The following is a 23851-nucleotide window of genomic DNA, read 5'->3' as shown; positions in this document are numbered from 1 at the left end:
ACAGGCGATGCCAAAAGAGCAGGGATCCATCAGTGCGCCTGTTACCGCCGGTGAGCTGCTTCGCCATCCCGCCTTCCTGTTCTTCCTGCTCTCGCGCAACCTGTCACGCTTCTCCAGCCAGATCGCGGCGGTCGCGATCGGCTGGCAGGTCTACGATCTCACCGGCTCGGCCTTCGATCTCGGCATGGTCGGGCTGGTGCAATTCGCGCCCACCGCGCTGCTCGTCTTCGTCGCCGGCCACGCCGCCGACCGCTATGAGCGCAAGCGCGTGGTCCAGCTCTGCCAGCTCGTGGAAGCCGCGACCGCGCTCTATCTCGCCATCATCACCTATCTGGGCCTCGTCAGCGAGGTGCAGATTTTCGTCGCGACCTTCGTGCTCGGCATTGCCGGCGCCTTCGAAAACCCGACCACAGCTGCGCTGCTGCCGCTGATCGCGCCGCAAGGCTCGCTTCAGCGCGCCACCGCGGTTGCGAGCGGCGCAGCGCAGGTCGCGACCATCACCGGGCCGGCGCTCGGCGGTTTCGCCTACGCGATCGCGCCGCATCTCGCCTACAGCGTGATGCTGCTGTTCTGGATTCTCGGAATGATCCTGACCGGCTTCATCCGGCCGCGTCCGCAGGCGGTCGCCAAGGAGGGCACGGACCAAGACAATATCTTTGCCGGCGTCCGCTTCATCAGGAGCAATCCGGCCATCCTCGGCACCATCTCGCTCGATCTGTTCGCGGTGCTGTTCGGCGGCGTCACCGCGCTCTTGCCGATCTATGCGCGCGACATTCTCCAGACCGGCCCGGTCGGGCTCGGCGTGCTCCGCGCTGCGCCCGCGGTCGGCGCGCTCTTGATGACCATGGTGCTGGCGCGCCACGCCATCTCCAGGCATGTCGGCCTGCGCATGTTCCAGGCGGTGATCGTGTTCGGGATCGCCACCATCGTGTTCGCGCTGTCGTCCTGGATGTGGCTGTCGGTGCTCTCGCTCGCCGTGCTCGGGGCGGCCGACACGATCAGCGTCGTAATCCGCTTCTCGCTGGTGCAGCTTGCAACCCCCGACGAGATGCGCGGCCGCGTCGGCGCCGTGAATTTCCTCTTCATCAACGCCTCGAACCAGCTCGGCCAGTTCGAGAGCGGCCTGACGGCGGCGCTGTTCGGCGCCATGCCCGCGGCCGTACTCGGCGGCGTCTGTACCGTGGCAGTGGCGCTGCTGTGGATGAAGCTGTTCCCGAGCCTGCGCAAGGTGGAGAGCCTGGAATAGGGAAGCCTGCCGAAGGCCGCCGATATTGCAGTGCCCAACCAGAGAATGTCAAAAGAGTATCGGTTGGGCATCTGAATCGTGGTGGCGGCAGCTTCTGCCACCCGATACGATTCCAGCAATAGTGAGAGCTGAGCAAAACTCAGCCATCGGGGACGAGCCCAGGCGTTCACAGACCGGGCCGGCCCAGGAGGGAATGGAAATGGAACCAGACCTGGAAGTCGTCCAGATACGGCGCGGGGAGTCATTCAAGGCTTGGTCGCACGGGTATCCGTTCCACACGGTTCGGTGGCATTTTCATCCGGAATACGAGATCCATCAGGTCGTGGCGACGAGCGGTCGCTACTTTGTCGGCGATTTCATCGGCCAGTTTGAGCCGGGCAATCTCGTGCTCACCGGACCCAATCTGCCGCATAATTGGGTGAGCGATCTGCCGGCGGATGTCGCCATCCCGCTGCGCGGCCGCATCATCCAGTTCAGCGAAGAATTCATCGGCGACACGATGAAGCTGATGCCCGAGCTTTCGGGCCTCACGGCGCTGCTCGAATCCTCCCGGCGCGGGGTGCTTTTTTCAGGCAACACGAGTAAGGAGCTCGCCCCGCTGATGGAGGAGATCGTAGCGGCGAACGGCGTGCGTCGGATCGAGCTGTTCATGATGATCCTGGGAACGCTGTGCCGCGCCCGGGGCGCGCTGCCGCTCTCCAGCCCAAATTATCTGCCCGACCCCTCAGGCTACATGTCGGTCGGAATGAACAAGGCGCTCGCCTTCATCCGTGAGAACCTGACGCAGCCGTTCAGTGAAGCGGATCTCGCGGCGATCGCCGGCCAGTCGCAAAGCGGGTTTTCGCGCTCGTTCCGCCGCCACACGGGGATGTCGCTGGTGCAATACGTCAAGCGGCTACGCATCAACCTGGCCTGCCAGATCCTGATGAGTGACGAACACGCGTCGATCACCGACATCTGCTTCCAGGTCGGCTTCAACAATCTCTCCAATTTCAATCGCCAGTTTCTGGCCGAGAAGGGCATGCCGCCCTCGCGCTTCAGACGATTGCTGGCTGATAACATCAACGCGGCACGCGCCGCCTAACCGGGAGGAGCACGATTACGGGAAGAATGACGTGGGCGCGCCGATGGCAGCCTGCGAAGGAGATCGCTTGTCCGGAAATTCCGCATGACCTCGGAGGGTATCGGCGCTCACTGCCGTAGCCGTCCGGCTGCGGAAGCAGGGAGGGCGTGTCTCCGAAACATCATTGAGTAGCACTCTAACACCCAGTTTCGGAAAGGGAAGTCCGGATGACGAAACTCTTGAAGACCACGGGCACAGCCGCGCTCGTCCTGTCGCTGCTCGGCGCAACGGCCTTATACTCGCAAGCTGCGGAAGTGAAGGACGCGACTGTCGCTTTCCTCATGCCCGACCAGGCCTCCACCCGCTACGAACAGCACGACTATCCAGGTTTTGCTGCCGAGATGAAGAAGCTCTGCCAGAGCTGCAAGGTTATCTACCAGAATGCCAATGCAGACGCCGCGCGCCAGCAGCAGCAATTCAACTCGGTGATCTCGCAGGGTGCCAAGGTGATCGTGCTCGACCCAGTCGACTCGACCGCCGCAGCTTCGCTGGTCAAGATGGCACAGTCACAGGGCATCAAGGTGATCGCCTATGACCGCCCGATCCCGGATGCCAAGGCCGATTTCTACGTCTCCTTCGACAATGAAGGAATCGGCAAGGCGATCTCCGAATCGCTGGTCAAGCATCTGAAGGACGCCAAAGTCATGGCGAAGGAGGGCGAAGGGGTGCTCGAGATCAATGGATCGCCCACGGACGCCGCCGCAGGCCTGATCAAGAAGGGCATTCACGCCGGCCTCGAAAAGAGCGGCTATCCGATCCTGGCCGAATACGACACGCCGGACTGGGCGCCCCCGAAGGCGCAGCAATGGGCAAGTGGCCAGGTGACGCGCTTCGGCAAGAAGATTCTCGGCGTGGTGGCGGCGAATGACGGAACGGGCGGCGGTGCGGTCGCGGCGTTCAAGGCGGCCGGTGTCGATCCATTGCCACCGGTGACGGGCAACGACGCGACGATTGCCGCGCTCCAGCTCATCATCGCCGGCGATCAGTACAATACGATCTCCAAGCCCAGTGAGATCGTTGCAGGCGCTGCGGCACAGGCCGCGATGGAATTCCTCTCGGGCGGTGCGCCCAAGGCGGAAACCACTCTCTTCAATACGCCGTCCAAGCTGTTCATTCCGGCGGTCGTGACCCAGCAGAACCTGAAGGCGGAAATCATCGACAAGAAGATCCAGACCGCCGATCAGCTCTGCACCGGCAGATATGCCGACGGATGCAAGAAGCTCGGCATCATCAAGTAAGCGAAGCACGATCCCGGCCGCTCACCGCGGCCGGGATGAACGAAGGGAAGGCGGACGCGGAAATGTCCACGATTTCGGATCTCGATCACCCGCAGCAGACGCAAGGCGAACCGGTCCTGAGCCTTCGCGGCATTTCCAAGAATTTCGGTGCCGTGTCCGCCCTGACCGACGTCGATCTCGACGTTCATGCCGGCGAGGTCGTGGCGCTTGTCGGCGACAACGGCGCCGGAAAGTCCACGCTGGTGAAGATCCTGGCCGGCGTGCACCAGCCGACTTCCGGGACGATCGCTTTCGATGGCGAACATGTCGCGCTGTCCGATCCGGCTACGGCGCTCGGTCTCGGCATCGCCACGGTTTTCCAGGATTTGGCGCTCTGTGAGAATCTCGATGTCGTCGCCAACATCTTCCTCGGCCGCGAGCTCAATCCCGTCAGGCTCGACGAGGTGTCCATGGAGATCCGGGCCTGGACGTTGCTCAACGAATTGTCCGCCCGCATTCCGAGCGTGCGCGAACCCGTTGCCTCGCTGTCAGGCGGCCAGCGCCAGACCGTGGCGATCGCGCGTTCGCTGCTGACAGAACCGAAGCTCATCCTGCTTGACGAGCCGACCGCGGCGCTCGGCGTCGCGCAGACCGCAGAGGTGCTCGACCTGATCGAGCGCGTGCGCGCCCGCGGCCTCGGCGTCATCGTGATCAGCCACAACATGGAAGATGTGCGCGCCGTCGCCGACCGGATCGTGGTGCTGCGGCTCGGCCGCAACAACGGCGAATTCGGACCCGACGTCTCCAACCAGGATCTCGTCACAGCCATCACGGGTGCCGACGAGAATTCGGTCTCACGGCGGGCCAACCGACGCGGTGCGCAGCGGTCGCGCGAGGTGCGGCCATGACCGAGAACACGCAACGGGTTTCGACGCCGCGCTTGCTCGACCGTCGCGACGAGCGCGTCGCACATGCGGACACGATTGGCGGCATGATCGGCGCCTTCGTCGACCGGGTGCGGGCGGGCGACCTCGGCTCTCTGCCGGTGGTGGTTGGCCTGCTGATCATCTGCACCGCATTCCAGAGCCTCAATCCGGTCTTCCTGGCGCCTGACAATCTGGTCAATCTGTTGTTCGATTGCTCGACCGTTGGCGTCATCTCGCTCGGCATCGTTTGTATCCTGATGGTCGGCGAGATCGACCTCTCGGTCGGCTCGGTGAGTGGCTTCTCCTCCGCGCTGGTCGGCGTGCTCTGGGTCAATCAGGATTGGCCCGTGGCGGTGGCGATCGTCGCAGCGCTGGGGCTCGGTGCCGCCATCGGCGGGCTCTATGCTTTCCTGTTCAACCGCCTTGGCATGCCGAGCTTCGTCTCGACGCTGTCAGGCCTGCTGGCGTGGCTCGGCCTGCAACTCTATCTGCTCGGCTCGTCCGGCTCGATCAATCTTCCTTACGGATCACCACTGGTCAATTTCGGACAGATGCTGGTCATGCCGCCGGTCGTATCCTACGCGTTGGCGGCGCTTGCCGGCGTGATCGTATTCGCGACCGGCTACCGCATGGCCGCGCGCCGGCGGGCGGCGGGACTCTCGGCGAGTTCGCTCGGCGGCCTTCTGCTGAAGGGTGCGTTGGTCGTCATCGTGCTCGAATTCGTCGTCTATTATCTCAATCTCGCTCGCGGCGTTCCGTGGATGTTCGGCCTGTTCGTCGGCTTGTGCGTGGTGATGAACTACGCGCTGAAGCGGACCAAATGGGGCCGTTCAATGAGCGCGGTTGGAGGCAATCGCGAGGCCGCCCGTCGTGCCGGCATCAACGTTCGCCGCATCCATGCGAGCGCCTTCATGCTGTGTTCGACGCTGGCAGCCGCCGGCGGCATCCTCGCCGCCGCACGGCTCGCATCGTCGAGCCAGCAGGCCGGCACGGGAGATGTGAACCTCAACGCCATCGCAGCCGCGGTCATCGGCGGCACCAGCCTGTTTGGTGGCCGTGGCAGCGCCTATTCCGCACTGCTCGGCATCATCGTCATCCAGTCGATCGCCAGCGGTCTCACGCTGCTCGATCTGTCTTCGTCGCTTCGGTACATGATCACGGGCGCCGTACTTGCCGTCGCTGTTATCGTCGACTCGCTGGCACGACGCTCGCGTGTCTCCCATGGCCGAGCCTGAACAATTCGAAACGAGAGGACTGACCGTGGGCCAGGAACTTGCAGGAAAAGTTGCCGCGATCACCGGCGCCGCTTCGGGCATCGGTCTCGAATGTGCCAGGACAATGATCGCAGCAGGCGCGCGAGTCGTGCTGGTCGATCGGGCGGAGGAGGCGCTGAACGGCGTCTGTTCCCAGCTTGGCGACAATGCGATTCCGCTGCGTATCGACCTGACCGATGCTGCCGATATGGCCGGCATGATGCCAAAGGTGCTGGAGAGGGCGGGCCGGCTCGACATCTTCCATGCCAATGCCGGCGCCTATGTCGGCGGAGAGGTGCTCGGCGGCGACCCCGACGTCTGGGACCGCATGCTCAACCTCAACGTCAACGCGTTGTTTCGCTCCGTCCATGCGGTGTTGCCCCACATGGTCGAGCGCAAGAGCGGCGACATCATCGTCACCAGTTCGATCGCCGGTCTTGTCCCCGTTGTCTGGGAGCCGATCTACACCGCCTCGAAACACGCCGTGCAGGCGTTTGTCCATACCGTGCGCCGGCAGGTCGCAAAATACGGCCTGCGCGTCGGCGCCGTGGCGCCCGGTCCGGTCGTGACCGCGCTCATCAGCGACTGGCCGAAGGAGAAGCTCGAGGCAGAGATGGCGGCAGGTGGTCTGATCCAGCCGACCGAGGTCGCGCAGGCGGTGCTCTTCATGTTGACCCGTCCGAGAAATGTCACGATCCGCGACCTCGTGATCGTGCCCCAGAGCAACGATCTGTAACGCTTTCCGCATCTGCGATCTGAACGTCGCTTCACGGTGAGGGACTCCGCGATGACTCGTCATTTTCTGGGCATCGACGTCGGCACAGGCAGTGCGAGAGCCGGCGTCTTCGATCGCTCCGGCAGGCTTGTCGCCACCGACAGGGCCGACATCATGCTTTGGCGCGAGGCCGGCGATATCGTCGAGCAATCGAGCGAGGACATCTGGCGTGCCGTATGCCGCTGCGTGCGGGGTGCGGTCGGAAAGGTCGGCGTCGCGCCTGATAGCATTGCCGGCATCGGCTTTGATGCGACGTGCTCGTTGGTGGTGCTGGGCAGCGGCGGCGTGTCGCTTGCCGTCGGCCCGTCCGGTGACCCCTCTCGCAATATCATCGTATGGATGGATCACCGCGCCGTCGATCAGGCGCGCCGGATCAACCGCACCGGCGCCAAGGTTCTCGACTATGTCGGGGGAACGATCTCGCCAGAGATGGAAACGCCGAAACTGTTGTGGCTTGCGGAAAACATGCCGCGCAGCTTTGCCGACGCCTGGCAGTTCATGGACCTCACCGATTTCCTCACTTGGCGCGCAACGGGAAGTCTTGCCCGTTCCACCTGCACCGTCACGTGCAAGTGGACCTATCTGGGCCATGAAGATCGCTGGGATGCCGGCTTCTTTCGCTCGGTCGGTCTCGGCACGCTGGCTGACGAGCAGTTTTGCCGGATCGGCACCGAGATCGTGCCCGGCGGTACGCGGCTGGCTGCCGGCCTGACGGCGGAGGCAGCGACCGACCTTGGCCTGATCTCGGGCACACCGGTTGCGGCCGGCCTCATCGATGCGCATGCGGGCGGTGTCGGCACGGTGGGCGCGCGGGGAGCTGCGGGGACGGTGCTCACCCGCATGGCCTATGTGTTCGGAACGTCGGCTTGCACCATGTCGTCAACAGAGAATCCGGTCTTCGTTCCCGGCGTCTGGGGGCCTTATTTCTCCGCGATGGTGCCCGGGCTATGGCTCAATGAGGGCGGACAATCGATTGCTGGTGCAGCAATCGACCATCTCGTGCAGATGCATCCCTATTCCGCAACTGCCACGCACGCGGCGCGTCAGGAGCAACGGACGCTCGCCGATTGGCTCGCCGCCCAGGTCGAGGCGCGCGGCGGGGCAGAGATGATCACGGGATTGGTCGGCGAGCTACATGTCGTGCCTGAGTTTCTCGGCAACCGTGCGCCCTTCGCTGATCCTGACGCGCGCGCCCTGATCGCCGGACTGGACATGCGCTCGAACCTGGAGAGCCTGTTGGCTCTCTATCTTGCCGGCCTGTGCGGCCTTGGTTACGGCGCGCGGCAGATCGTGCGCGCCCAGCAGGATAAGGGCATGGCGATCGACACGATCGTCGTCAGCGGTGGTGCGGCCCAGAGCCGCCTTGTGCGGCAGGTGCTCGCCGATACGACAGGTCTGACGGTTGCTGCCTCGGCATCGGCGGAGCCCGTGTTGCTGGGCTCCGCGATGCTCGGATCGGTGGCTTCCGGCGATTGTGCCGATGTCAGCCAGGCGATGGAGGCGATGTCGGCCTTGGGAGAAATACATCTGCCCCATGCAGCCCTGGCGAGTTGGAACGACAAGCGCTTCGCAGCCTTCGAGGCCCTGCAGCAGGTCGGCCGATCAATCCGAAGCCATTCCAGCTAGCTTGGTTTCGTAGCTCGGTTTCGCGGCCCGCCAGCAGGCGCCTCTCGGCGCCTACTGTGCATGGGGTTGTTTTCGCGGTTTTGCTTCAGCCCCGCCCGACGAATGGCATTTTGCTCGCCATCACCGTCATGGTCAGCACGTTGGCATCCAGCGGCAGGCCGGCCATGTAGGCGACGGCGTCGCCGACCGCCTTCGCATCCATGCGCGGCTCGTGCTTGGTGGTGCCGTCGGGCTGCAGCACGCCGGGGCCGTTGACCATGCGGTCGGTCATCGGGGTCGCGGCATTGCCGATATCGACCTGGCCGACCGCGATGTCATACATGCGGCCGTCGAGGTTGCTGGCCTTGGTGAGGCCGGTGATGGCGTGCTTGGTCGAGGTGTAGGCCGCCGAGAACGGCCGCGGCGCATGCGCCGAGATCGAGCCGTTGTTGATGATGCGGCCGCCGCGCGGGCTCTGGTCCTTCATGATGCGGAAGGCGTGCTGGGTGCACAGGAACGGGCCGGTGAGGTTGGTGTTCACCACCGCCTGCCACTGCTCGAGGCTGAGGTCCTCGAAGTTGACGGCGGGTGCGCCCATGCCGGCATTGTTGAACAGCACGTCGAGCCGGCCATAGGTCGCCTTCACCTTGTCAAACAGCGCGGCGATGGACTCGGGCTTGGTCATGTCGGCGGTGACGCACAGGCTTTTTCCCGCGGGACCGAGCTTGGCGGTCTCCTCCAGCATGTCGAGCCGGCGTCCGACCAGCACCACGGTGAAGCCGATGTTCATCAGCGCCAGCGACGCGGCGCGTCCGACGCCGGTGCCGGCGCCCGTCACCAGTGCGATCTTTTTTGCTTCACTCATCGTTTCCTGCCTTTTCTTAGGTTTGTCAGGTTTTGGGTTCTTTGTCGTTCTTGTAAGGCGGCCGCGGAATGTTCTGATGCGCCGCGCGCAAGGCCGCCGACCAGCGCGAGCGCAGGTCGTGGAAATAGGGCTCGCCCGCCTCGATGCGATGGTTGAGGTCCGCATCGCACGCGTCCGAGCGCACGACCAGCACGTCGATGGGCAGGCCGACGCCGAGGTTCGAGCGCATCGTCGAATCCATCGAGATCAGGCCGGTCTTCAGCGCCTCGTACAGTTCGACGTCGTAGTGCATGGCGCGGTCGAGCACCGGCTTGCCATATTTGTGCTCGCCGATCTGCAAGTAGGGCGTATCGGTCGTGCACTCGATGAAATTGCCGGCCGTGTAGACCATGAACAACCGCATCCGCGCGCCCTTGATCTGGCCGCCGAACAGGAAGGAGACGTCGAAGGACACGTCCTCGGATCTCAGCGCCGGGCCTTCAGTGGCATGCACCGCGCGGATCGCCCGGCCGATGCGCTGGGCCGCCTGGAACATGGTCGGCGCGTTCATCAGCGTCTCGACCTCGCCCGTGTTGGGGTCCTCGAGGCCTTCGGTCAGCGTGGACAGCACCGACTGGCTGATGGCGAGGTTACCGGCGCTGGCGATCGCCATGATGCGATCACCGGGCTTGGAGAAGATATGCAGCTTGCGGAACGTCGAGACATTGTCGAGGCCGGCATTGGTGCGGGTGTCGGCGATCATCACCAGACCGTCCCGAACCAGGATTCCGCAACAATAGGTCATTTCCAGTCCCCGAACGCGTTTGCGCGAAATTACTAGCCAATTTCGCCGCCCGCTCCAACCCCCGATTCCCCGGCCACGTCGTCATTCCGGGGCGCGACGAAGTCGCGAACCCGGAATCTATTCATCCACCAACTCTGTGGCTCGATGGATTCCGGGCTCGATGCTGCGCATCGCCCCGGAATGACGGGAGGAGGGAACGCCTCTAACTCTGCCGCTGGGACTGTGATTGCGACTGCGATTGCCCGCCGCGGCCGGCCTGCTCGACCTTGACCGCAACCGTCAGCGTCTCCGCGCCGCCGCCATAGCGGGTGCCACGCACGGGAGCCGCGCCGAGATAATCCAGCCCGATCGCAACGCGGACATGGGAATCGGTGGTGCAGATGGAGTTGGCGGGATCGAAGCCGATCCAGCCGAGATCTGGGACATAGGCCTCCGCCCAGGCATGCCCGGCGTCCTGATGCACGGTGCCGTCGGAGCGCAGGAAGTGGCCGGAGACGAAGCGCGCCGGCACGCCGCCGGTGCGGGCGCAGGCGATGAAGATATGCGCGTAATCCTGGCAGACGCCGCGTTTGAGCGTGAACGCTTCCGCCGCCGAGGTGCCGCTGTTGGTCGGGTCCTCGTCGAACGTCATGTGATCGCTGATGTCGCTCATCAGCGTGTGCAGGAAGCCGAGCGTGTCGCTCTCGGCCTCGCTGCGCAACTGGCGCGCGACCGCGGCCATCGCGGGATTGACGGTCGTGAGGTCGGTGGTGCGCAGGAACATGTCGGCGGGAAAGCGCTCGTCGGCGCCGCGCAGCACTCCGCCCGTATCATGCGTTTCGATCAGTCCCTCGGCCGTGATCCTGATGTCGCTGACAGGCCCGCACGACAGCACATGGGTGACATTGCCGAACGCGTCCTCATGCATGTCGAGCTTGGTGTCGGTGGAGACGTCGATCTGCCATTCCGCCACATATTGGCCGTCATGACTGCATGGCGTCATGCGCAGGATCTGGATCACGCTGGTCGCCGCCGGCTCGTAGCGATAGGTCGTGGTGTGCAGGATTCGCAGGCGCATGATGGACCGTTGTTCTTGCGGCGTCATTCCGGGATGGTCCGAAGGACCAGGCCCGGAATCTCGAGATTCCGGGTTCGCCCTACGGGCGCCCCGGAATGACGGCGCTTATCAGATCAAATACTGCTTCGTGATGATTTCGCCCAGCCTGGAATTGTCAGCGATGAATTCCTGAATGAATTCATGCACGCCATGCTGGAAAATGTCGTTCATGTTGCTGTGTTCCAGCCGGTTGCGGATGCCGCGGGCGTGGCGCTGGGCCGGGCCCTGCCTTCCATAGGCAACCCCGATCTGGTCGAGGTTGCGCACCAGATTGTCGTAGCAGCTCGCCAGTGAGCGCGGCAGCGTGCTGTTGAGGATCAGCAGATCGGCGACCAGCCACGGCTTCAGCGTCTCGCGGTAGACCCAGTGATAGGCCGTCAGCGCCGACACCGAGCGCAGGATCGAGCTCCATTGATAGAAGTCGAGCGGTCCGCCGACATGCTCCTCCTCGGGCAATAGCACGTGATACTTCACGTCGAGAATGCGCGCGGTGTTGTCGGCGCGCTCCAGATGCAGGCCGAGCCGCGAGAACCAGTAGGCGTCGTTGCGCAGCATGGTCCGGTAGGCCGAGCCGTCGAAACGCAGCGAGGTCTCCTGCACGAAGCGCAGGAATTTTGCGAGGTCCTCGCGCGTCGAGGTGCCCTTGCTCCAGACCTCCTGCAACTCGATCCAGGCCGAGTTGATGGTGTCCCACATTTCGCTGGTCAGCGCCGTGCGCACCGAGCGCGAGTTCAGCCGCGCCGCCTCAATGCAGTTCCGGATCGAGGACGGATTGTCGGGCGAGAAGGAGAGGTAGTCGACGACGTTGTGCTCGTTGGCTTCCTCATGGGTCTGATAGAAGCTTTCCGCGACGCCGGCGGTCAGCAGCGCCGAGTCCCATTCATTGGTCTTGCCGATATAGGCGGCGGGAAGCGCGGTGACGCGCAGCGTCGCATCGATGGTGCGCGCGAGATATTCGGCCCGTTCGACGTAGCGGGCGAGCCAGTAGAGGTTTTCGGCGGTACGCGACAGCATCTCTCTACTCGTCCAGAATCCAGGTGTCTTTGGTACCGCCGCCCTGGCTCGAATTCACCACGAGCGAACCTTCCTTCAGCGCCACACGCGTCAGCCCGCCCGGCACGATTGTCGTGCTCTTGCTGCCGGTCAGCACGAAGGGCCTGAGATCGACATGGCGCGGGGCAAGGCCGGAGGCCGTGCAGGTCGGGCATGTCGAGAGCGCCAGCGTCGGCTGGGCGATAAAGCCTTCCGGCTCGCGCTTGAGCTTCTCGCGGAAGGCTTCGATCGTCGCCTTGGTCGCGGCGGGGCCGATCAGCATGCCGTAGCCGCCGGAGCCGTGCACTTCCTTGACGACGAGTTCGCTTAAGTGGTCGAGCACATAGGCAAGGTCTTTCGGCTCGCGGCAGCGCCAGGTCTGCACGTTCTTCAGGATCGGCTCCTCGCCGAGGTAGAATTTCACGATCTCCGGCATATAGGAGTAGATCGCCTTGTCGTCGGCGATGCCGGTACCGACGGCGTTGGCGAGCGTGATGTTGCCGGCCGCATAGGCCGACATCAGCCCGGGCACGCCGAGCGCCGAGTCGGGCCGGAAGGTGAGGGGATCGAGGAAATCATCGTCGACACGGCGGTAGATCACGTCGACCCGCTTCACGCCCTCGGTCGTCCGCATGAACACTTCGTTGTTCTTGACGATGAGGTCGCGGCCCTCGACGAGCTCGATGCCGAGCTTGTCGGCGAGGAACGAATGCTCGTAATAGGCGGAGTTGTAGACGCCCGGCGTCAGCAGGGCGACGGTCGGCTCGCCCGATGCGCTGTGCGGCGCGACCGAGCGCAGCGCGGAGAGCAATTCGTCCGGATAGCGCTCGACCGGCGCCACCTTGTGGCGGGCGAACAGATCCGGAAACAGCCGCATCATGATCTCGCGGTTTTCCAGCATGTAGGACACGCCCGAGGGTGTGCGGGCGTTATCCTCGAGCACGATGAAGTCGTTGGCATCGACCCGGATGATGTCGATGCCGGCGATGTGCACATAGACGTCGTGCGGCACCTGCTGGCCGTTCATCTCGGGCCGGAACACCGGGTTCTGGAAGATCAGGTCGTCCGGCACGATTTCGGCGCGGAGGATGTCGCGGCCGTGATAGATGTCGCGCAGGAACATGTTCAGCGCCTTGACGCGCTGCTTGAGCCCCTTTTCCAGCAGCGTCCATTCCTTGCCGGACATGATCCTGGGGATCACGTCGAACGGGATCAGGCGCTCGGTGGATTCGGAATCGCCATAGACCGCGAAGGTGATGCCGATGCGGCGGAACAGGAGCTCGGCCTCCTGACGGCGATATTCAAGCGCCTCGGGAGGCGTCTCCTTGAGCCAGCGTGCCAGCTCCTGATAGGCGGGGCGAAGGTCCCCGCCAGGAATATTCATTTCGTCAAACGCGACTGCCATAGATCCCGACTTGTCTCCCCAGGCGTTGCGCCAATGGTCAGGCCGAAGAGGTTTGGTGCAGACCGCAACGTCCTGTGGCCATGCGGCAAGAGTGCATGACTTTGGGGAGGTAGCAAGGGGCGGGCCAGCGCGATAAGCACTGAGAACGCGCATTTGCCGGGGACAGCCGGTGGCGTGCCTGAAAAAATGGCTGAGGACTGCTTATTTCGGCAGCAAAACCGCGTGACTTCAACGCGTTACCCCGGCAAATTCGGCGGGACAGGTGAGGGACTTAAGGTATGAGCGAGATCGTCACGGCGGGCATTCTGGTCATCGGGGATGAAATCCTGTCCGGCCGGACCAAGGACAAGAACATCGGCTTCATCGCCGAATACCTGACCAATATCGGCATCGACCTGAAGGAAGTCCGGGTCGTCTCTGACGACGAGGACGATATCATCGCAGCTCTGAATGCACTGCGGCATCGTTACACCTATGTCTTCACCACCGGCGGCATCGGGCCGACGCATGACGACATCACCGCCGACAGCGTCGCCAAGGCGTTCGGCGTCGGCATCGACCATCACCCCGAGGTGGTCGCGCGCTTCAGGGAGCGCTGGAGCGAGCAGGACCTCAACGAGGCCCGGCTGCGCATGGCTCGCATCCCCGATGGCGCCGAGCTGATCCAGAGCGCGACCATCCTCGCGCCCGGATTCAAGATCGGCAATGTCATCGTCATGGCCGGCGTGCCCTCGATCATGCAGGCGATGATGGACATCGTCTCGCCCAAGCTGAAATCCGGCGTGCGCATGCTGTCCGAATCGGTCCGCGCCAATGCGCGTGAAGGCGACATCGGCAGCCCCTTGCGGGCGATCGCGGCCGCGCACCCCGACACCATCATCGGCAGCTATCCCTTCATGGACGAAGAGCAGAAGCCCAACACCAATCTGGTGGTGCGCTCGCGCGATGCGGATAAGCTCGCCGCAGCGATGGCGGCGGTGAAGGAAATGCTGGCGGGATTGAACATCACCCGGTAGCAAATGCCGGCAGACGAAAGCAGGAGACGACCATGGCTGGTGACGCACCGGAACTGAGCGCGCAGGAGCGGGCGGGCAGGCCCTTTCCGGTGTCGTGGGACCAGTTCCACCGGGATTGCCGGGCGCTGACCTGGCGGCTCAACGAGGTCGGCCCATTCCACGCGGTGATTGCGATCACGCGCGGTGGCCTGGTGCCCGCGGCGATCGTGGCGCGCGAGCTCGGCGTGCGCGTGATCGATACGGTCTGCATCGCCAGCTACGATCATGACAAGCAGGGCGATCTCCAGGTCCTCAAGGGTATTTCAGAACAGGCGATGAAGCTCGGCGGCGGCACCGGCAAGGGGCTGTTGATCGTCGATGACCTCGTCGACACCGGCAAGACCGGCAAGCTGGTGCGCGAGATGCTGCCCGATGCGCATTTCGCTACCGTCTACGCCAAGCCGAAGGGCCGTCCGCTGGTCGACACGTTCATCACGGAGGTCTCGCAGGACACCTGGATCTTCTTCCCCTGGGACACTGCGCTGTCCTATCACCCGCCGCTCCGCGACGGCGCGGCGTAAGGGAGGGAGGAGTCATTCCGGGGCGATGCGAAGCATCGAACCCGGAATCTCAAGATTCCGGGTCTGGTCCTGCAGACCATCCCGGAATGACGGCAGTTGGATAGGCGCGCTCCCATGCCCCTGCAAAATCGCGTCACGCCGACCGGCGAGATCATTGCCACCCCACATCGCGGGATGTTCACGGGCAATCGCGGCATCATCCATGATCCCGCGACGAAGACGCTCTTGAGGAAGCGCTGGTCGTCGCCGGCCTGGCTCACCTGCACCTGCGAATTCCGCGGCCGCCGCCGCGAGGTGATGGCGCAGCGAAGCTGGACCGAGCTGTTCTTCCTCGATGAGGCCACGGCCCTCGCCGCCGGGCATCGCCCCTGCTTCTACTGCCGCAAGGACGACGCCAATCGCTTCCGCGCCGCTTGGGAGAAGGGCAACCGCGTGCACGACGTCCGCATGCACGACATCGACACGGTGCTGCACCACGAGAGGCTCGATCACGGCCGGAAGCGGTTGCACGCGCTGCTGGTGCCGCTCGACCAGTTGCCTGGTGGCGCGATGGTGCAGCACGGCGAGCAGAGCTATCTGGTCACGCAGGGCAGAGCGCTGCTGTGGTCGCCGGCGGGATACTCTGCGGCGAAGCAGCTCCCAGATGAGGCAACCCTGCTCACGCCGCCGTCGACACTCCGCACGCTGAATGCCGGTTATCAAGCCGTGCTGCATCCGACCGCGCTATCGTAGCGACGGTCGGATTGTGGCCGTCACCCCAGCTTCTCGCGCGCCAGCGCGGCACCGGCGCCGAGGGCCATCAGCTTGGCTTCGGCGATTTCGCGCCGCATAGGCGCCATGCCGCAATTGGTGGTGGCGATGATGTTGCTCTTGGGCACGAATTTCGACACCGCGTCGATCACCTGCACGACGTCCTCGGCGGTCTCCACCGTGTCGCTGGCGACGTCGATGACGCCGGCCTGCACGATCTTGTTTTTCAGGAGCGCCAGCAGATCGAGCGGCACCTTGGAGTTGCGGCACTCGATCGCGACCTGCTGGATCGGGCTGGCGTCGATGGCCGGAAAGATCTGCTCGTACTGCCGCCACTGCGTGCCGAGCGTTTCCTTCCAGTCGGTGTTGGCCTTGATGCCGTAGCCGTAGCAGATGTGCACGGCCGTGGCGCAGGTCAGCCCTTGCGCCGCGCGCTCCAGCGCCTTGATGCCCCAGTCGTTGACCTCGTCCATATAGACGTTAAAGGCGGGCTCGTCGAATTGCACGAGATCGACGCCGTCGGCGGCAAGCGCCTTTGCCTCCTCGTTCAGGAGCTCGGCGAAGGCAAAGGCCATCTTGACGCGGTCGCCGTAGTAACGATCGGCGATGGTGTCGATGATGGTCATCGGGCCGGGCAGGGTGAATTTCAGCTTCCTCCTGGTGTGGGTCCGCGCGACGCGTGCCTCGAATTCATGGACGCGGCCCCTCAGGCGCAGCGGCGCGACCACCTGCGGCACCATCGCCTTGTAGCGGTCCTTGCGGATGCCCATCTCGACCTTGTGGGCGAAGTCGATGCCTTCGATCTTCTCCAGGAAACCGTGCACGAAATGCTGCCGGGCCTGCTCGCCCTCGGTGACGATGTCGATGCCGGCGTCCTCCTGGACCTTCAGCCAGATCAGGGTCGCATCGCGCTTGGCACGTAGCAGCTCGTCGCCTCCGGACTTCCAGGGCGCCCAGAGCATATTGGGCTCGGCGAGCCATTCCGGCTTCGGCAAGGAGCCGGCGTTCGTGGTTGGAAACAGCATGGCGGCCCTCCCGGCAGGTTGTGTTGCGCCCCTTCCTGCCATGTCCTAACGTCAAGGTACAGAACAACAAAAGTCGCCCACCATTCCAGCGGCGATGGCTGGGAACGCCCAGGAAAGGGCTGACCCGCCGTCATTGTGAGGAGCGAAGCGACGAAGCAATCCAGAATCTTTCCGCGGTGGCAGTCTGGATTGCTTCGCGTCGCTCGCAATGACGGGGGAGAGAGCAGAATAAAACAAGGAAACGCCATGATCGAATTCTTCTTCGACTGCTCCAGCCCCTGGACCTATCTCGCCTTCCACAACATCCAGCCGCTGGCGAAAGAGCTTGGCGCCGAGATCGTCTGGCGACCGATCCTGGTCGGCGGCATCTTCAACACGGTCAATCCGAGCGTCTACGCGCAGCGCGAGACGCCGGTGCCGCTGAAGGCGCGCTACATGAAGAAGGATCTCGCTGACTGGGCGCGCTCGGCAGGGCTGTCGATCAAGATGCCGCCGACGGTGTTTCCGGTGAACAGCGTCAAGGCGATGCGCGGCTGCATCTGGCTCGGCAAAGACATGGTGCCGTTCGCGACGTCGGTGTTCGAGGCCTATTGGGGCGGCGACAAGGACATCTCGCAGGACGCGGTGCTCGCCGAGATCTGCAGGAAGGTCGGCATCGATGAGCAAAAATTCTTCGCCGGCATTTCGGAACAGGCGATCAAGGATCAGCTGAAGGCCAACACTGAAGAGGTCGTCGCCCGCGGCGGCTTCGGCTCGCCGACCATTTTCGTGAACAAGACCGACATATATTTTGGCAATGACCGCCTGCCGCTGATCCGCGAGGCGCTGCTACGCAGCAAGGCGAGCGTGGCCTGATGGTGCGGGCTGTCGTCTGCCGCGCGCTCGGCCCGCCCGAAACGTTGCGGCTGGAAGAGTTTCCGTCGCGCGCTCTCAAGCCGGGCGAGGTGCGAGTTGCCATCCGTGCCGCGGGGTTGAATTTCCCTGATGTGCTGATGGCCGCAGGCGAGTATCAGCTGAAGCCCGAGCTGCCGTTCACCCCGGGGATGGAAGCTGCCGGCGACGTCATCGAGGTCGGCGCCGAGGCGAGGGGCGTTTCGGTCGGCGACAAGGTCATCGTCAAGATGCGTCACGGCGCCTTCACGGACGAGGCGGTGGTGATGCCGTCGCAGCTCACGCCGATGCCGTCGACGTTCGATTACGCGGAAGGCGCAACCTATCTCGCTGGCCACGGCACCGCCTATCACGCGCTGATCGACCGCGGCCGGGTCGCGCCGGGCGAGGTGCTTTTGGTGCACGGCGCCGGAGGCGGCGTCGGTCTTGCCGCCGTCGAGATCGGCAAGATGCTTGGCGCCACCGTGATCGCGACGGCGTCTAGCGACGAAAAGCTTGCCATCTCGCAATCGCGCGGCGCCGATCATCTCGTGCGTTACGACCGCGAGCCGTTTCGCGATGCCGTCAAGCGCATCACCGATGGCCGCGGCGCCGACGTCGTGTTCGATCCCGTCGGCGGCCAGGTGTTCGAGGACTCGATGCGTTGCATCGCCTGGGGCGCGCGTCTCCTGGTGATCGGGTTCACCGGCGGAATCGGCTCGGCCAAGACCAATCTCTTGCTCATCAAGGGCGCCAGCGTGCTCGGCGTGCGTGCGGGCGAAGCGGTACGCAAGAATCCGGCGCTGGGAGAGGTGCGTCTGAAGGCGCTGCTGCAATGGGCGGAGGAGGGCAAGCTGCGGCCCAACATTTCGCACCGCCTGCCGTTGGCGGAGTTTGCCAAGGCGATGCGGTTGTTGCTGGATCGCAAGGCGATCGGGCGGGTGGCGTTGGTGATGGATTAAAGCTGCCGTAGGGTGGGCAAAGGCGCTCTTGCGCCGTGCCCACCATCTCTCTCGATTACGAAAAATGCGTGGGCACGCTTCGCTTTGCCCACCCTACGAGAGCGTCACTTGTATTCCCGCTCGGTCCACCACGGGAAATAGTCCGGCATGTCGCTGGACACCTTGTTCTTGAACTGCGCGGGGCGCTTCTCCAGGAACGATACCACGCCTTCCTTCACATCCTCCGAGCGGCCGCGGGCATAGATACCGCGGCTGTCGACCTTGTGGGCTTCCATGGGATCGTCGGCGCCCATCATCCGCCACATCATCTGACGGATCAGCGCCACCGACACCGGCGCGGTCTTGGCGGCGAATTCCTTTGCCAATGCGCGCGCGGTCGGCAGCAGACCATCCGGCGGCACCACCTTGCTGACGAGACGGCCGGCAAGGGCCTCCTGCGCGGGGAAGACGCGGCCCGAATAGCACCATTCCAGCGCCTGCGAGATGCCGACGATGCGCGGCAGGAACCAGCTCGAGGCGGCCTCCGGCACGATGCCGCGCTGGGAGAACACGAAGCCGAAGCGCGCCGCGTCCGAGGCGATGCGGATGTCCATTGCGAGCTGCATGGTGACGCCGATGCCCACGGCGGGTCCGTTCACCGCGGCGATGACGGGCTTCAGGCATTTGAAGATGCGCAAGGTGACCTGGCCGCCACCGTCGCGCACCTGCGGATCGCTGTAATCGACCTTGCCGTCGGCGAACCGCTTCACCGGCCCGCGCCGCGCGTCGCGATCGAATGTGTTTGCGCCCGACGACAGATCGGCGCCTGCGCAAAAACCACGGCCGGCCCCGGTGACGATGATGGCGCGGACATTGTCGTCCTTGTCGGCGGCGTCGAACGCGTCGATCAGTTCTGCCTGCATCTGCGCATTGAAGGCGTTGAGCTTGTCGGGCCGGTTCAGCGTGATGGTGAGGATCTGCTCGGCGACCTCGTATTTGATCGTCTCATACGCCATGGCGGTTTCCTTCCATTATTATTGCTCTCTCTGTAACACGTCATTCCGGGTCGCGCGAAGCGCGAGCTACGGTGCGCAATTGCGCACCTGAGAATCCATCTCTCGGCATCAGTAGTGCCGATGAATGGACTCTGGGCTTGCGCCAACAGGGCGCAACCCGGAATGACGAGAGACTGTTTACGTCGCCGGCGGCTTCGGCCACGGCCTTTGCGCGCCGCGCAGGCCTTCGAACGCCTTGGCCATGCCGAGCACGCCGATGTCGTCGAAGCGGCGGCCGACGATCTGCACGCCGATGGGAAAACCTGTGGGATCGAAGTCGCCATTGATGGAGACGGCCGGGTTCTCCGACATATTCCATGGCACGGTATAGCAGATGTGCTCGAACGGCCGCATCGGATCGTTGGTGGGCGAGGCCCATTCCGCTGCATAGTTCACGTTCGGCGCTGTCGGCGAGATCACATAATCGAGCTCGCAGAACAGTTTTGACGCGGCCGCGCGGATCGCCATGGTCTGGTTGAAGCCGCGGATCACGTCGACGCCCGACAGCTTCGCGCCGGATGCGCCCCATTTGAAGATGTAGGGCAGCACCTTTGCCTGTTCGGCCGGCGCCAGTTTCGACAGATCATCCCACATCCGCGCGCGCCAGAAATTGTCGAGGCCATCGAGCATCTCGCGCGTGAGAATGCCGTCGACCTCGGTGACGACGCTACCTGCGGATTCGAACGCCTTGGCCGCCTTCACCGCGACGTCGCGGACGGCCCTTTCCGCCGGCAGGCCGACGCCGGCATCGAGCATCAGGCCGATGCGTAATTTGCGCGGCGACTTTTCCAGCCCCTTCCAGTTCAGCGGCTCGGCGGGAAGGCTCGTGCCGTCGCGCCGATCGGGCTTGGCGATCACGCTCATCATCAGCGCGCAATCATCGACCGTGCGGGTCATCGGGCCGGCGACGCGGCCGAAATAAGCAGGATCGATCGGCACGCGGCCGAAGCTCGGCTTCAGGCCGACGAGGCCACACCAGCCCGCCGGCAGACGGACCGAGCCACCGATATCGGTGCCGAGATGCAGCGGGCCATAGCCGGCCGCCGCCGCGGCGCCTGCGCCCGCGCTGGAGCCGCCGGGATTCTTGGAGAGGTCCCAGGGATTGCGCGCGAGCGCATGGAACGACGAGAGTCCCGAGGAGAGCATGCCGTAGTCGGGCATCGTGGTCTTGGCGAAGATGATCGCGCCTGCTTCACGCAGCCGTGCGGCGGGCGGGGCATCCTTCTCGGCGGGCACGAGCTTGACGCTCGCAGCGCCCAGCGGCACCGGCACGCCCTTGGTCGCGATGTTGTCCTTCACCGTGACAGGCACGCCGTCGAGCGAGCCGCAAGGCTCGCCCCCGGTCCAGCGCGCGGTCGAGGCTTTGGCGGCCTGGCGCGCGCCATCGGGATCGAACGCATAGAGCGCCTTCAGATGCGGCTCCCACGCGGCGACATGCGTGAGCAAATCCTCCAGCACCTCGCTCGGCGAGAATTGCTTGGCGCGATAGCCTGCGATCAGATCGACCGCGGAGAGATCGTGCAGCGAGGTGACGGTATCTTCGGCGCTTTTTTTCTGCATTGCTAGCCGACCGGCATGCGCGTTTCGATGATCCGGGCGAACATGCTGGCGCCGATCGGCAGGATCTTGTCGTCGAGCACGAAGCCGGGATTGTGCACCGGCACCGAGCCGTCATGGCCGACCCAGAAATAGGCGCCGGGAATGGTCTCCAGCATGTCGGCAAAATCCTCGCTGCCCATCTTCGGCTGGGTGCGAGTGATCACCTTGGCGGGATCGACGACTGTGCGCGCGACGTCCTCGACCACCTTGGACTGCTCGACCTGGTTGACCAGCACGTTGAAGGTGTCGCGGATGTCGACGTCGATCACGCATTGATAGGCGCTGGCGATGCCGGCGCAGATGGTGCGGATGCGTTCGCTGACGAGGGTGCGGACTTCCTTCGAGAAGGTGCGGATGGTGCCGCAGAGATGCGCATCGCCGGGAATGACATTGTAGGCCGAGCCCGCATGGATCTGGGTGATCGACACCACGGCGGCCTGGAGCGGTTCGACGTTGCGGCTGACGATCGTCTGGATCGCCTGCGCCAGCGTGGTCGCGATCACAACCGCGTCCTTGGAGCGCTCGGGCATCGCGCCATGCGCGCCGTAGCCGGTGATGCGGAGGTCGAAGAAGTCGGCGCTGGCCATCGCCGGGCCCGGCAGGATCGCGATCTCGCCATGGTTGAGGTCGGGCGCGTTGTGCAGGCCGTAGAGCTCGTCGCAGGGAAATTTCTCGAACAGCCCGTCCTTGATCATGGCGCGGGCGCCGCCGAGGCCTTCCTCGGCCGGCTGGAAGATCAGGTGCACGGTGCCGTCGAAATTCCGGGTCTCGGCGAGGTAGCGCGCGGTGCCGAGCAGCATGGTGGTGTGGCCGTCATGGCCGCAGCCGTGGAAGCGGCCGGGGATTTTCGAGCTCCATTTCAGATTGGTGTTCTCTTCCATCGGCAGCGCATCCATGTCGGCGCGCAGTCCGATGCGTTTGCTGCCCGAGCCCTTGCCCTTGATGATTCCGATCACGCCGGTGCCGCCGAGACCGCGATGCACCTCAATGCCCCAGCCAGCCAGCTTGTCGGCGACGATGCCCGACGTGCGGACCTCCTCGAAGCCGATCTCGGGATGGGCGTGCAGATCGCGCCTGATAGCGGTGAGTTCGTCGGCGTAGCCGTCGATGCGGTCAATGGTGGGCATGTGATCCTGTCCGGTTAGCGTGAAGGGGGATTGAAAACGGGGCCGTTCGGCTTGATGCGGATGCCCGGACGCAGGCGCGTCCAGGGCAGGGAGGCGGTGTCGGCCGGCATCGCGCCGGGCGCGGCGCAGATCATCAGCTTTTCCGCGATCGGCTCGAAATCGGCGCGGAAATGCACCGAGCTCTTGTTGACCAGAATCTTTTCTTTCGTCGGCTCGATGCCGACATAGCGGTACATCGCCTGGTCAGCGAGCTGCGCCTTGTGCGAGCTCACGACGACACGGACGTCACCGATGCGCAAGCACGCGGAGGGGCCCATCTCCATCTCGCGGCCGCCAAAATAGGGGCCGGGCGCGATGAAGCGGCCGTCGGAAAGCTTTTCGACGACAAAGGTCTCGGTATAGGGCTCGTCGCCGGGAATGCCTGACTTGCCGCCGAGCGACAGCGTCACGGTGGCGCCGACGCCAGCCGCATGCGCGGCTTTGGCCGATTCCGGATCGTAGATCACGCCGGTTGCCGCGCTCGCTCTGTTGCGCACCAGCGCGCGCAGCATGCCCGTGGTGTCGGAATCACCGCCGGCGCCGGGATTGTCCTGGGTGTCGGCGATGATGATCGGCCTGCTTGCGCTCTTCGCAAGTTCCATGGCATGGCGCACGCCGTCATCGGGCGACCAGATCTTTCCGTCGAAATCGTCCTCGTGGCTTTCGATCAGCTTGACGATTGAATCCGCGGCGCGGTCGGCGTCCGCTTGCGTCTTGCCATAGGCGAACACGCTCGGCCCGCAATCGCGGAAGTCGGCAGCGGGGAAGCCCGGCGCGAAGGACAGTGTCGGAACCGCATCGCTCTCCAGCGCGGCGAGCCGTTGGTAGATTCCCTTGGTGGGGAAGTCGTTGGTGCATTGCCAGCTGATCGCGATCAGGAACGGTATCTGGCGGAACGACTTTGCGAAGCGCTGCTTCGTCTCCAGCAGCAGAGCGAGATGCTTGGCCGAGGCGCGGCCGGTGTCGGCCATGTCGACATGCGGATAGGTGCGGTAGGCGATCAGCGCGTCCGCGTGTTCCATCATCTCAGGCGTGACGTTGGCATGCAGGTCGAGGCTTGCGACCAGGGGAATATCCTTGCCGATGACGCCCCGCACGCGCGCCAAAATCTCGCCTTCGCCGTCGTCGAGATGCTCGGTGACCATGGCGCCATGCAGGTCGAGATAGACCGCGTCGATCGGGCCCGCGGCCTTGATGCCGTCGACCATCACCTTCACGATGCGCTCGAACGCATCCTCCGTAACATGCGCCGATGGGCTCGCGCCGCATGCGATGGTCGGAACCAGTTCCCAGCCATTGGCTTCGGCGCTGTCGACGAAACCGGCCAGCCCAACATTGATGCGCCGCATCACCTTCAGCACGTCGGGCCCCTGTGTCATCGCCGGCCAGCCGCCGCCATGCTGGAAGTCGGCATACGTCGCCTTCGTCGGAGCGAAGGTGTTGGTCTCGTGCAGGAAGCCGCCGACGGCGATACGAGTCATCAATTCAAGTCCAGTGAACAAAGAGTGCGGGACGTTAGCCTTGCCCCTGCGGCGAGAGCAA

22 protein-coding genes are annotated in these 23851 nt (G+C 64.3%); 12 read left to right on the top strand and 10 right to left on the bottom strand.

Annotated features, from left to right (window positions below; genetic code table 11):
- Positions 1–7: 7 nt before the first annotated feature.
- The 7 genes from Q0687_RS15935 (at position 8) to Q0687_RS15905 (ending at position 8166) form a co-directional block, all read left to right on the top strand.
- Complete coding sequence (locus tag Q0687_RS15935; protein ID WP_298878498.1) at positions 8–1246, top strand: MFS transporter; 1239 nt, start codon at positions 8–10, stop codon at positions 1244–1246.
- 199 nt (positions 1247–1445) lie between these two features.
- Positions 1446–2330 carry an AraC family transcriptional regulator gene (locus tag Q0687_RS15930; protein ID WP_298878496.1) on the top strand — a complete coding sequence of 295 codons (885 nt, stop codon included), beginning with the start codon at positions 1446–1448 and terminating at the stop codon, positions 2328–2330.
- A 206-nt stretch (positions 2331–2536) separates the two neighbouring features.
- Positions 2537–3607 (top strand): sugar ABC transporter substrate-binding protein, encoded by a 1071-nt coding sequence (locus tag Q0687_RS15925; protein WP_298878317.1) that lies wholly within the window; start codon positions 2537–2539, stop codon positions 3605–3607.
- Positions 3608–3669: 62 nt separating this feature from the next.
- A complete protein-coding gene (locus Q0687_RS15920) occupies positions 3670–4494 on the top strand; it encodes an ATP-binding cassette domain-containing protein (protein ID WP_298878315.1) in 825 nt (274 codons plus the stop codon).
- Entirely contained in the window at positions 4491–5747 is a 1257-nt protein-coding gene (locus Q0687_RS15915; protein ID WP_298878314.1) for a sugar ABC transporter permease, read from the top strand. The genes Q0687_RS15920 and Q0687_RS15915 overlap by 4 nt, the downstream gene beginning before the upstream one ends.
- Positions 5748–5772: 25 nt before the next feature.
- Positions 5773–6501 (top strand): SDR family oxidoreductase, encoded by a 729-nt coding sequence (locus Q0687_RS15910; RefSeq protein ID WP_298878313.1) that lies wholly within the window; start codon positions 5773–5775, stop codon positions 6499–6501.
- Positions 6502–6552: 51 nt separating this feature from the next.
- Positions 6553–8166, top strand: coding sequence for an FGGY-family carbohydrate kinase (locus tag Q0687_RS15905; protein WP_298878312.1), 1614 nt, complete (start codon positions 6553–6555; stop codon positions 8164–8166).
- A gap of 85 nt (positions 8167–8251) precedes the next feature.
- Here Q0687_RS15905 and Q0687_RS15900 read toward each other — a convergent pair whose 3' ends face one another.
- The 5 genes from Q0687_RS15900 to Q0687_RS15880 form a co-directional block, all read right to left on the bottom strand.
- Entirely contained in the window at positions 8252–9010 is a 759-nt protein-coding gene (locus tag Q0687_RS15900) for an SDR family oxidoreductase (protein ID WP_298878311.1), read from the bottom strand.
- A gap of 25 nt (positions 9011–9035) precedes the next feature.
- Positions 9036–9794, bottom strand: coding sequence for a proteasome-type protease (locus tag Q0687_RS15895; RefSeq protein WP_298878310.1), 759 nt, complete (start codon positions 9792–9794; stop codon positions 9036–9038).
- Between the two features lie 202 nt (positions 9795–9996).
- Positions 9997–10851, bottom strand: coding sequence for a transglutaminase family protein (locus Q0687_RS15890; RefSeq protein ID WP_298878308.1), 855 nt, complete (start codon positions 10849–10851; stop codon positions 9997–9999).
- Between the two features lie 108 nt (positions 10852–10959).
- Complete coding sequence (locus Q0687_RS15885) at positions 10960–11904, bottom strand: alpha-E domain-containing protein (protein ID WP_298878307.1); 945 nt, start codon at positions 11902–11904, stop codon at positions 10960–10962.
- Between the two features lie 4 nt (positions 11905–11908).
- Complete coding sequence (locus Q0687_RS15880; protein WP_298878305.1) at positions 11909–13327, bottom strand: circularly permuted type 2 ATP-grasp protein; 1419 nt, start codon at positions 13325–13327, stop codon at positions 11909–11911.
- 278 nt (positions 13328–13605) lie between these two features.
- On the opposite strand from Q0687_RS15880, the gene Q0687_RS15875 reads away from it, so the two are divergent.
- From Q0687_RS15875 to Q0687_RS15865, 3 genes are all read left to right on the top strand, one after another.
- Positions 13606–14343 carry a molybdopterin-binding protein gene (locus Q0687_RS15875; protein ID WP_128951024.1) on the top strand — a complete coding sequence of 246 codons (738 nt, stop codon included), beginning with the start codon at positions 13606–13608 and terminating at the stop codon, positions 14341–14343.
- 32 nt (positions 14344–14375) lie between these two features.
- Positions 14376–14903 (top strand): xanthine phosphoribosyltransferase, encoded by a 528-nt coding sequence (gene gpt / locus Q0687_RS15870; protein WP_298878296.1) that lies wholly within the window; start codon positions 14376–14378, stop codon positions 14901–14903.
- Positions 14904–15017: 114 nt separating this feature from the next.
- A complete protein-coding gene (locus tag Q0687_RS15865; RefSeq protein WP_298878293.1) occupies positions 15018–15635 on the top strand; it encodes a hypothetical protein in 618 nt (205 codons plus the stop codon).
- Between the two features lie 20 nt (positions 15636–15655).
- On the opposite strand, the gene Q0687_RS15860 is transcribed toward Q0687_RS15865, so the two are convergent.
- Positions 15656–16678, bottom strand: a complete 1023-nt coding sequence (locus tag Q0687_RS15860; RefSeq protein WP_298878291.1) for a methionine synthase — start codon at positions 16676–16678, stop codon at positions 15656–15658.
- 246 nt (positions 16679–16924) lie between these two features.
- On the opposite strand from Q0687_RS15860, the gene Q0687_RS15855 reads away from it, so the two are divergent.
- Positions 16925–17533 carry a 2-hydroxychromene-2-carboxylate isomerase gene (locus Q0687_RS15855; RefSeq protein ID WP_298878288.1) on the top strand — a complete coding sequence of 203 codons (609 nt, stop codon included), beginning with the start codon at positions 16925–16927 and terminating at the stop codon, positions 17531–17533.
- Positions 17533–18510, top strand: a complete 978-nt coding sequence (locus tag Q0687_RS15850; RefSeq protein ID WP_298878287.1) for an NADPH:quinone oxidoreductase family protein — start codon at positions 17533–17535, stop codon at positions 18508–18510. The genes Q0687_RS15855 and Q0687_RS15850 overlap by 1 nt, the downstream gene beginning before the upstream one ends.
- Positions 18511–18614: 104 nt before the next feature.
- Here Q0687_RS15850 and Q0687_RS15845 read toward each other — a convergent pair whose 3' ends face one another.
- The 4 genes from Q0687_RS15845 to Q0687_RS15830 all read right to left on the bottom strand — a co-directional run bounded on the left by Q0687_RS15845 (position 18615) and on the right by Q0687_RS15830 (position 23790).
- Entirely contained in the window at positions 18615–19505 is an 891-nt protein-coding gene (locus tag Q0687_RS15845) for a crotonase/enoyl-CoA hydratase family protein (protein ID WP_298878285.1), read from the bottom strand.
- A 177-nt stretch (positions 19506–19682) separates the two neighbouring features.
- Complete coding sequence (locus Q0687_RS15840) at positions 19683–21104, bottom strand: amidase (protein WP_298878282.1); 1422 nt, start codon at positions 21102–21104, stop codon at positions 19683–19685.
- Between the two features lie 2 nt (positions 21105–21106).
- Positions 21107–22270, bottom strand: a complete 1164-nt coding sequence (locus tag Q0687_RS15835; protein ID WP_298878278.1) for a M20 aminoacylase family protein — start codon at positions 22268–22270, stop codon at positions 21107–21109.
- Between the two features lie 14 nt (positions 22271–22284).
- A complete protein-coding gene (locus Q0687_RS15830) occupies positions 22285–23790 on the bottom strand; it encodes a M81 family metallopeptidase (RefSeq protein WP_298878276.1) in 1506 nt (501 codons plus the stop codon).
- Positions 23791–23851: the final 61 nt, after the last annotated feature.

It is taken from the genome of uncultured Bradyrhizobium sp. (assembly GCF_936928535.1).
Taxonomy (GTDB): domain Bacteria; phylum Pseudomonadota; class Alphaproteobacteria; order Rhizobiales; family Xanthobacteraceae; genus Bradyrhizobium.
Note: the sequence above shows the minus strand (reverse complement) of the source record. Positions and strands in the feature narration are given on the sequence as shown.

Coding starts and splice junctions, on each gene's coding strand:
- Q0687_RS15900 (WP_298878311.1), bottom strand. CDS start 9,010: ATGAGTGAAGCAAAAAAGATCGCACTGGTGACGGGCGCCGGCACCGGC.
- Q0687_RS15835 (WP_298878278.1), bottom strand. CDS start 22,270: ATGCCCACCATTGACCGCATCGACGGCTACGCCGACGAACTCACCGCT.
- Q0687_RS15860 (WP_298878291.1), bottom strand. CDS start 16,678: ATGCTGTTTCCAACCACGAACGCCGGCTCCTTGCCGAAGCCGGAATGG.
- Q0687_RS15845 (WP_298878285.1), bottom strand. CDS start 19,505: ATGGCGTATGAGACGATCAAATACGAGGTCGCCGAGCAGATCCTCACC.
- Q0687_RS15880 (WP_298878305.1), bottom strand. CDS start 13,327: ATGGCAGTCGCGTTTGACGAAATGAATATTCCTGGCGGGGACCTTCGC.
- Q0687_RS15920 (WP_298878315.1), top strand. CDS start 3,670: ATGTCCACGATTTCGGATCTCGATCACCCGCAGCAGACGCAAGGCGAA.
- Q0687_RS15830 (WP_298878276.1), bottom strand. CDS start 23,790: ATGACTCGTATCGCCGTCGGCGGCTTCCTGCACGAGACCAACACCTTC.
- Q0687_RS15850 (WP_298878287.1), top strand. CDS start 17,533: ATGGTGCGGGCTGTCGTCTGCCGCGCGCTCGGCCCGCCCGAAACGTTG.
- Q0687_RS15865 (WP_298878293.1), top strand. CDS start 15,018: ATGCCCCTGCAAAATCGCGTCACGCCGACCGGCGAGATCATTGCCACC.
- Q0687_RS15875 (WP_128951024.1), top strand. CDS start 13,606: ATGAGCGAGATCGTCACGGCGGGCATTCTGGTCATCGGGGATGAAATC.
- Q0687_RS15855 (WP_298878288.1), top strand. CDS start 16,925: ATGATCGAATTCTTCTTCGACTGCTCCAGCCCCTGGACCTATCTCGCC.
- Q0687_RS15840 (WP_298878282.1), bottom strand. CDS start 21,104: ATGCAGAAAAAAAGCGCCGAAGATACCGTCACCTCGCTGCACGATCTC.
- gpt (WP_298878296.1), top strand. CDS start 14,376: ATGGCTGGTGACGCACCGGAACTGAGCGCGCAGGAGCGGGCGGGCAGG.
- Q0687_RS15915 (WP_298878314.1), top strand. CDS start 4,491: ATGACCGAGAACACGCAACGGGTTTCGACGCCGCGCTTGCTCGACCGT.
- Q0687_RS15895 (WP_298878310.1), bottom strand. CDS start 9,794: ATGACCTATTGTTGCGGAATCCTGGTTCGGGACGGTCTGGTGATGATC.
- Q0687_RS15890 (WP_298878308.1), bottom strand. CDS start 10,851: ATGCGCCTGCGAATCCTGCACACCACGACCTATCGCTACGAGCCGGCG.
- Q0687_RS15925 (WP_298878317.1), top strand. CDS start 2,537: ATGACGAAACTCTTGAAGACCACGGGCACAGCCGCGCTCGTCCTGTCG.
- Q0687_RS15885 (WP_298878307.1), bottom strand. CDS start 11,904: ATGCTGTCGCGTACCGCCGAAAACCTCTACTGGCTCGCCCGCTACGTC.
- Q0687_RS15905 (WP_298878312.1), top strand. CDS start 6,553: ATGACTCGTCATTTTCTGGGCATCGACGTCGGCACAGGCAGTGCGAGA.
- Q0687_RS15935 (WP_298878498.1), top strand. CDS start 8: ATGCCAAAAGAGCAGGGATCCATCAGTGCGCCTGTTACCGCCGGTGAG.
- Q0687_RS15930 (WP_298878496.1), top strand. CDS start 1,446: ATGGAACCAGACCTGGAAGTCGTCCAGATACGGCGCGGGGAGTCATTC.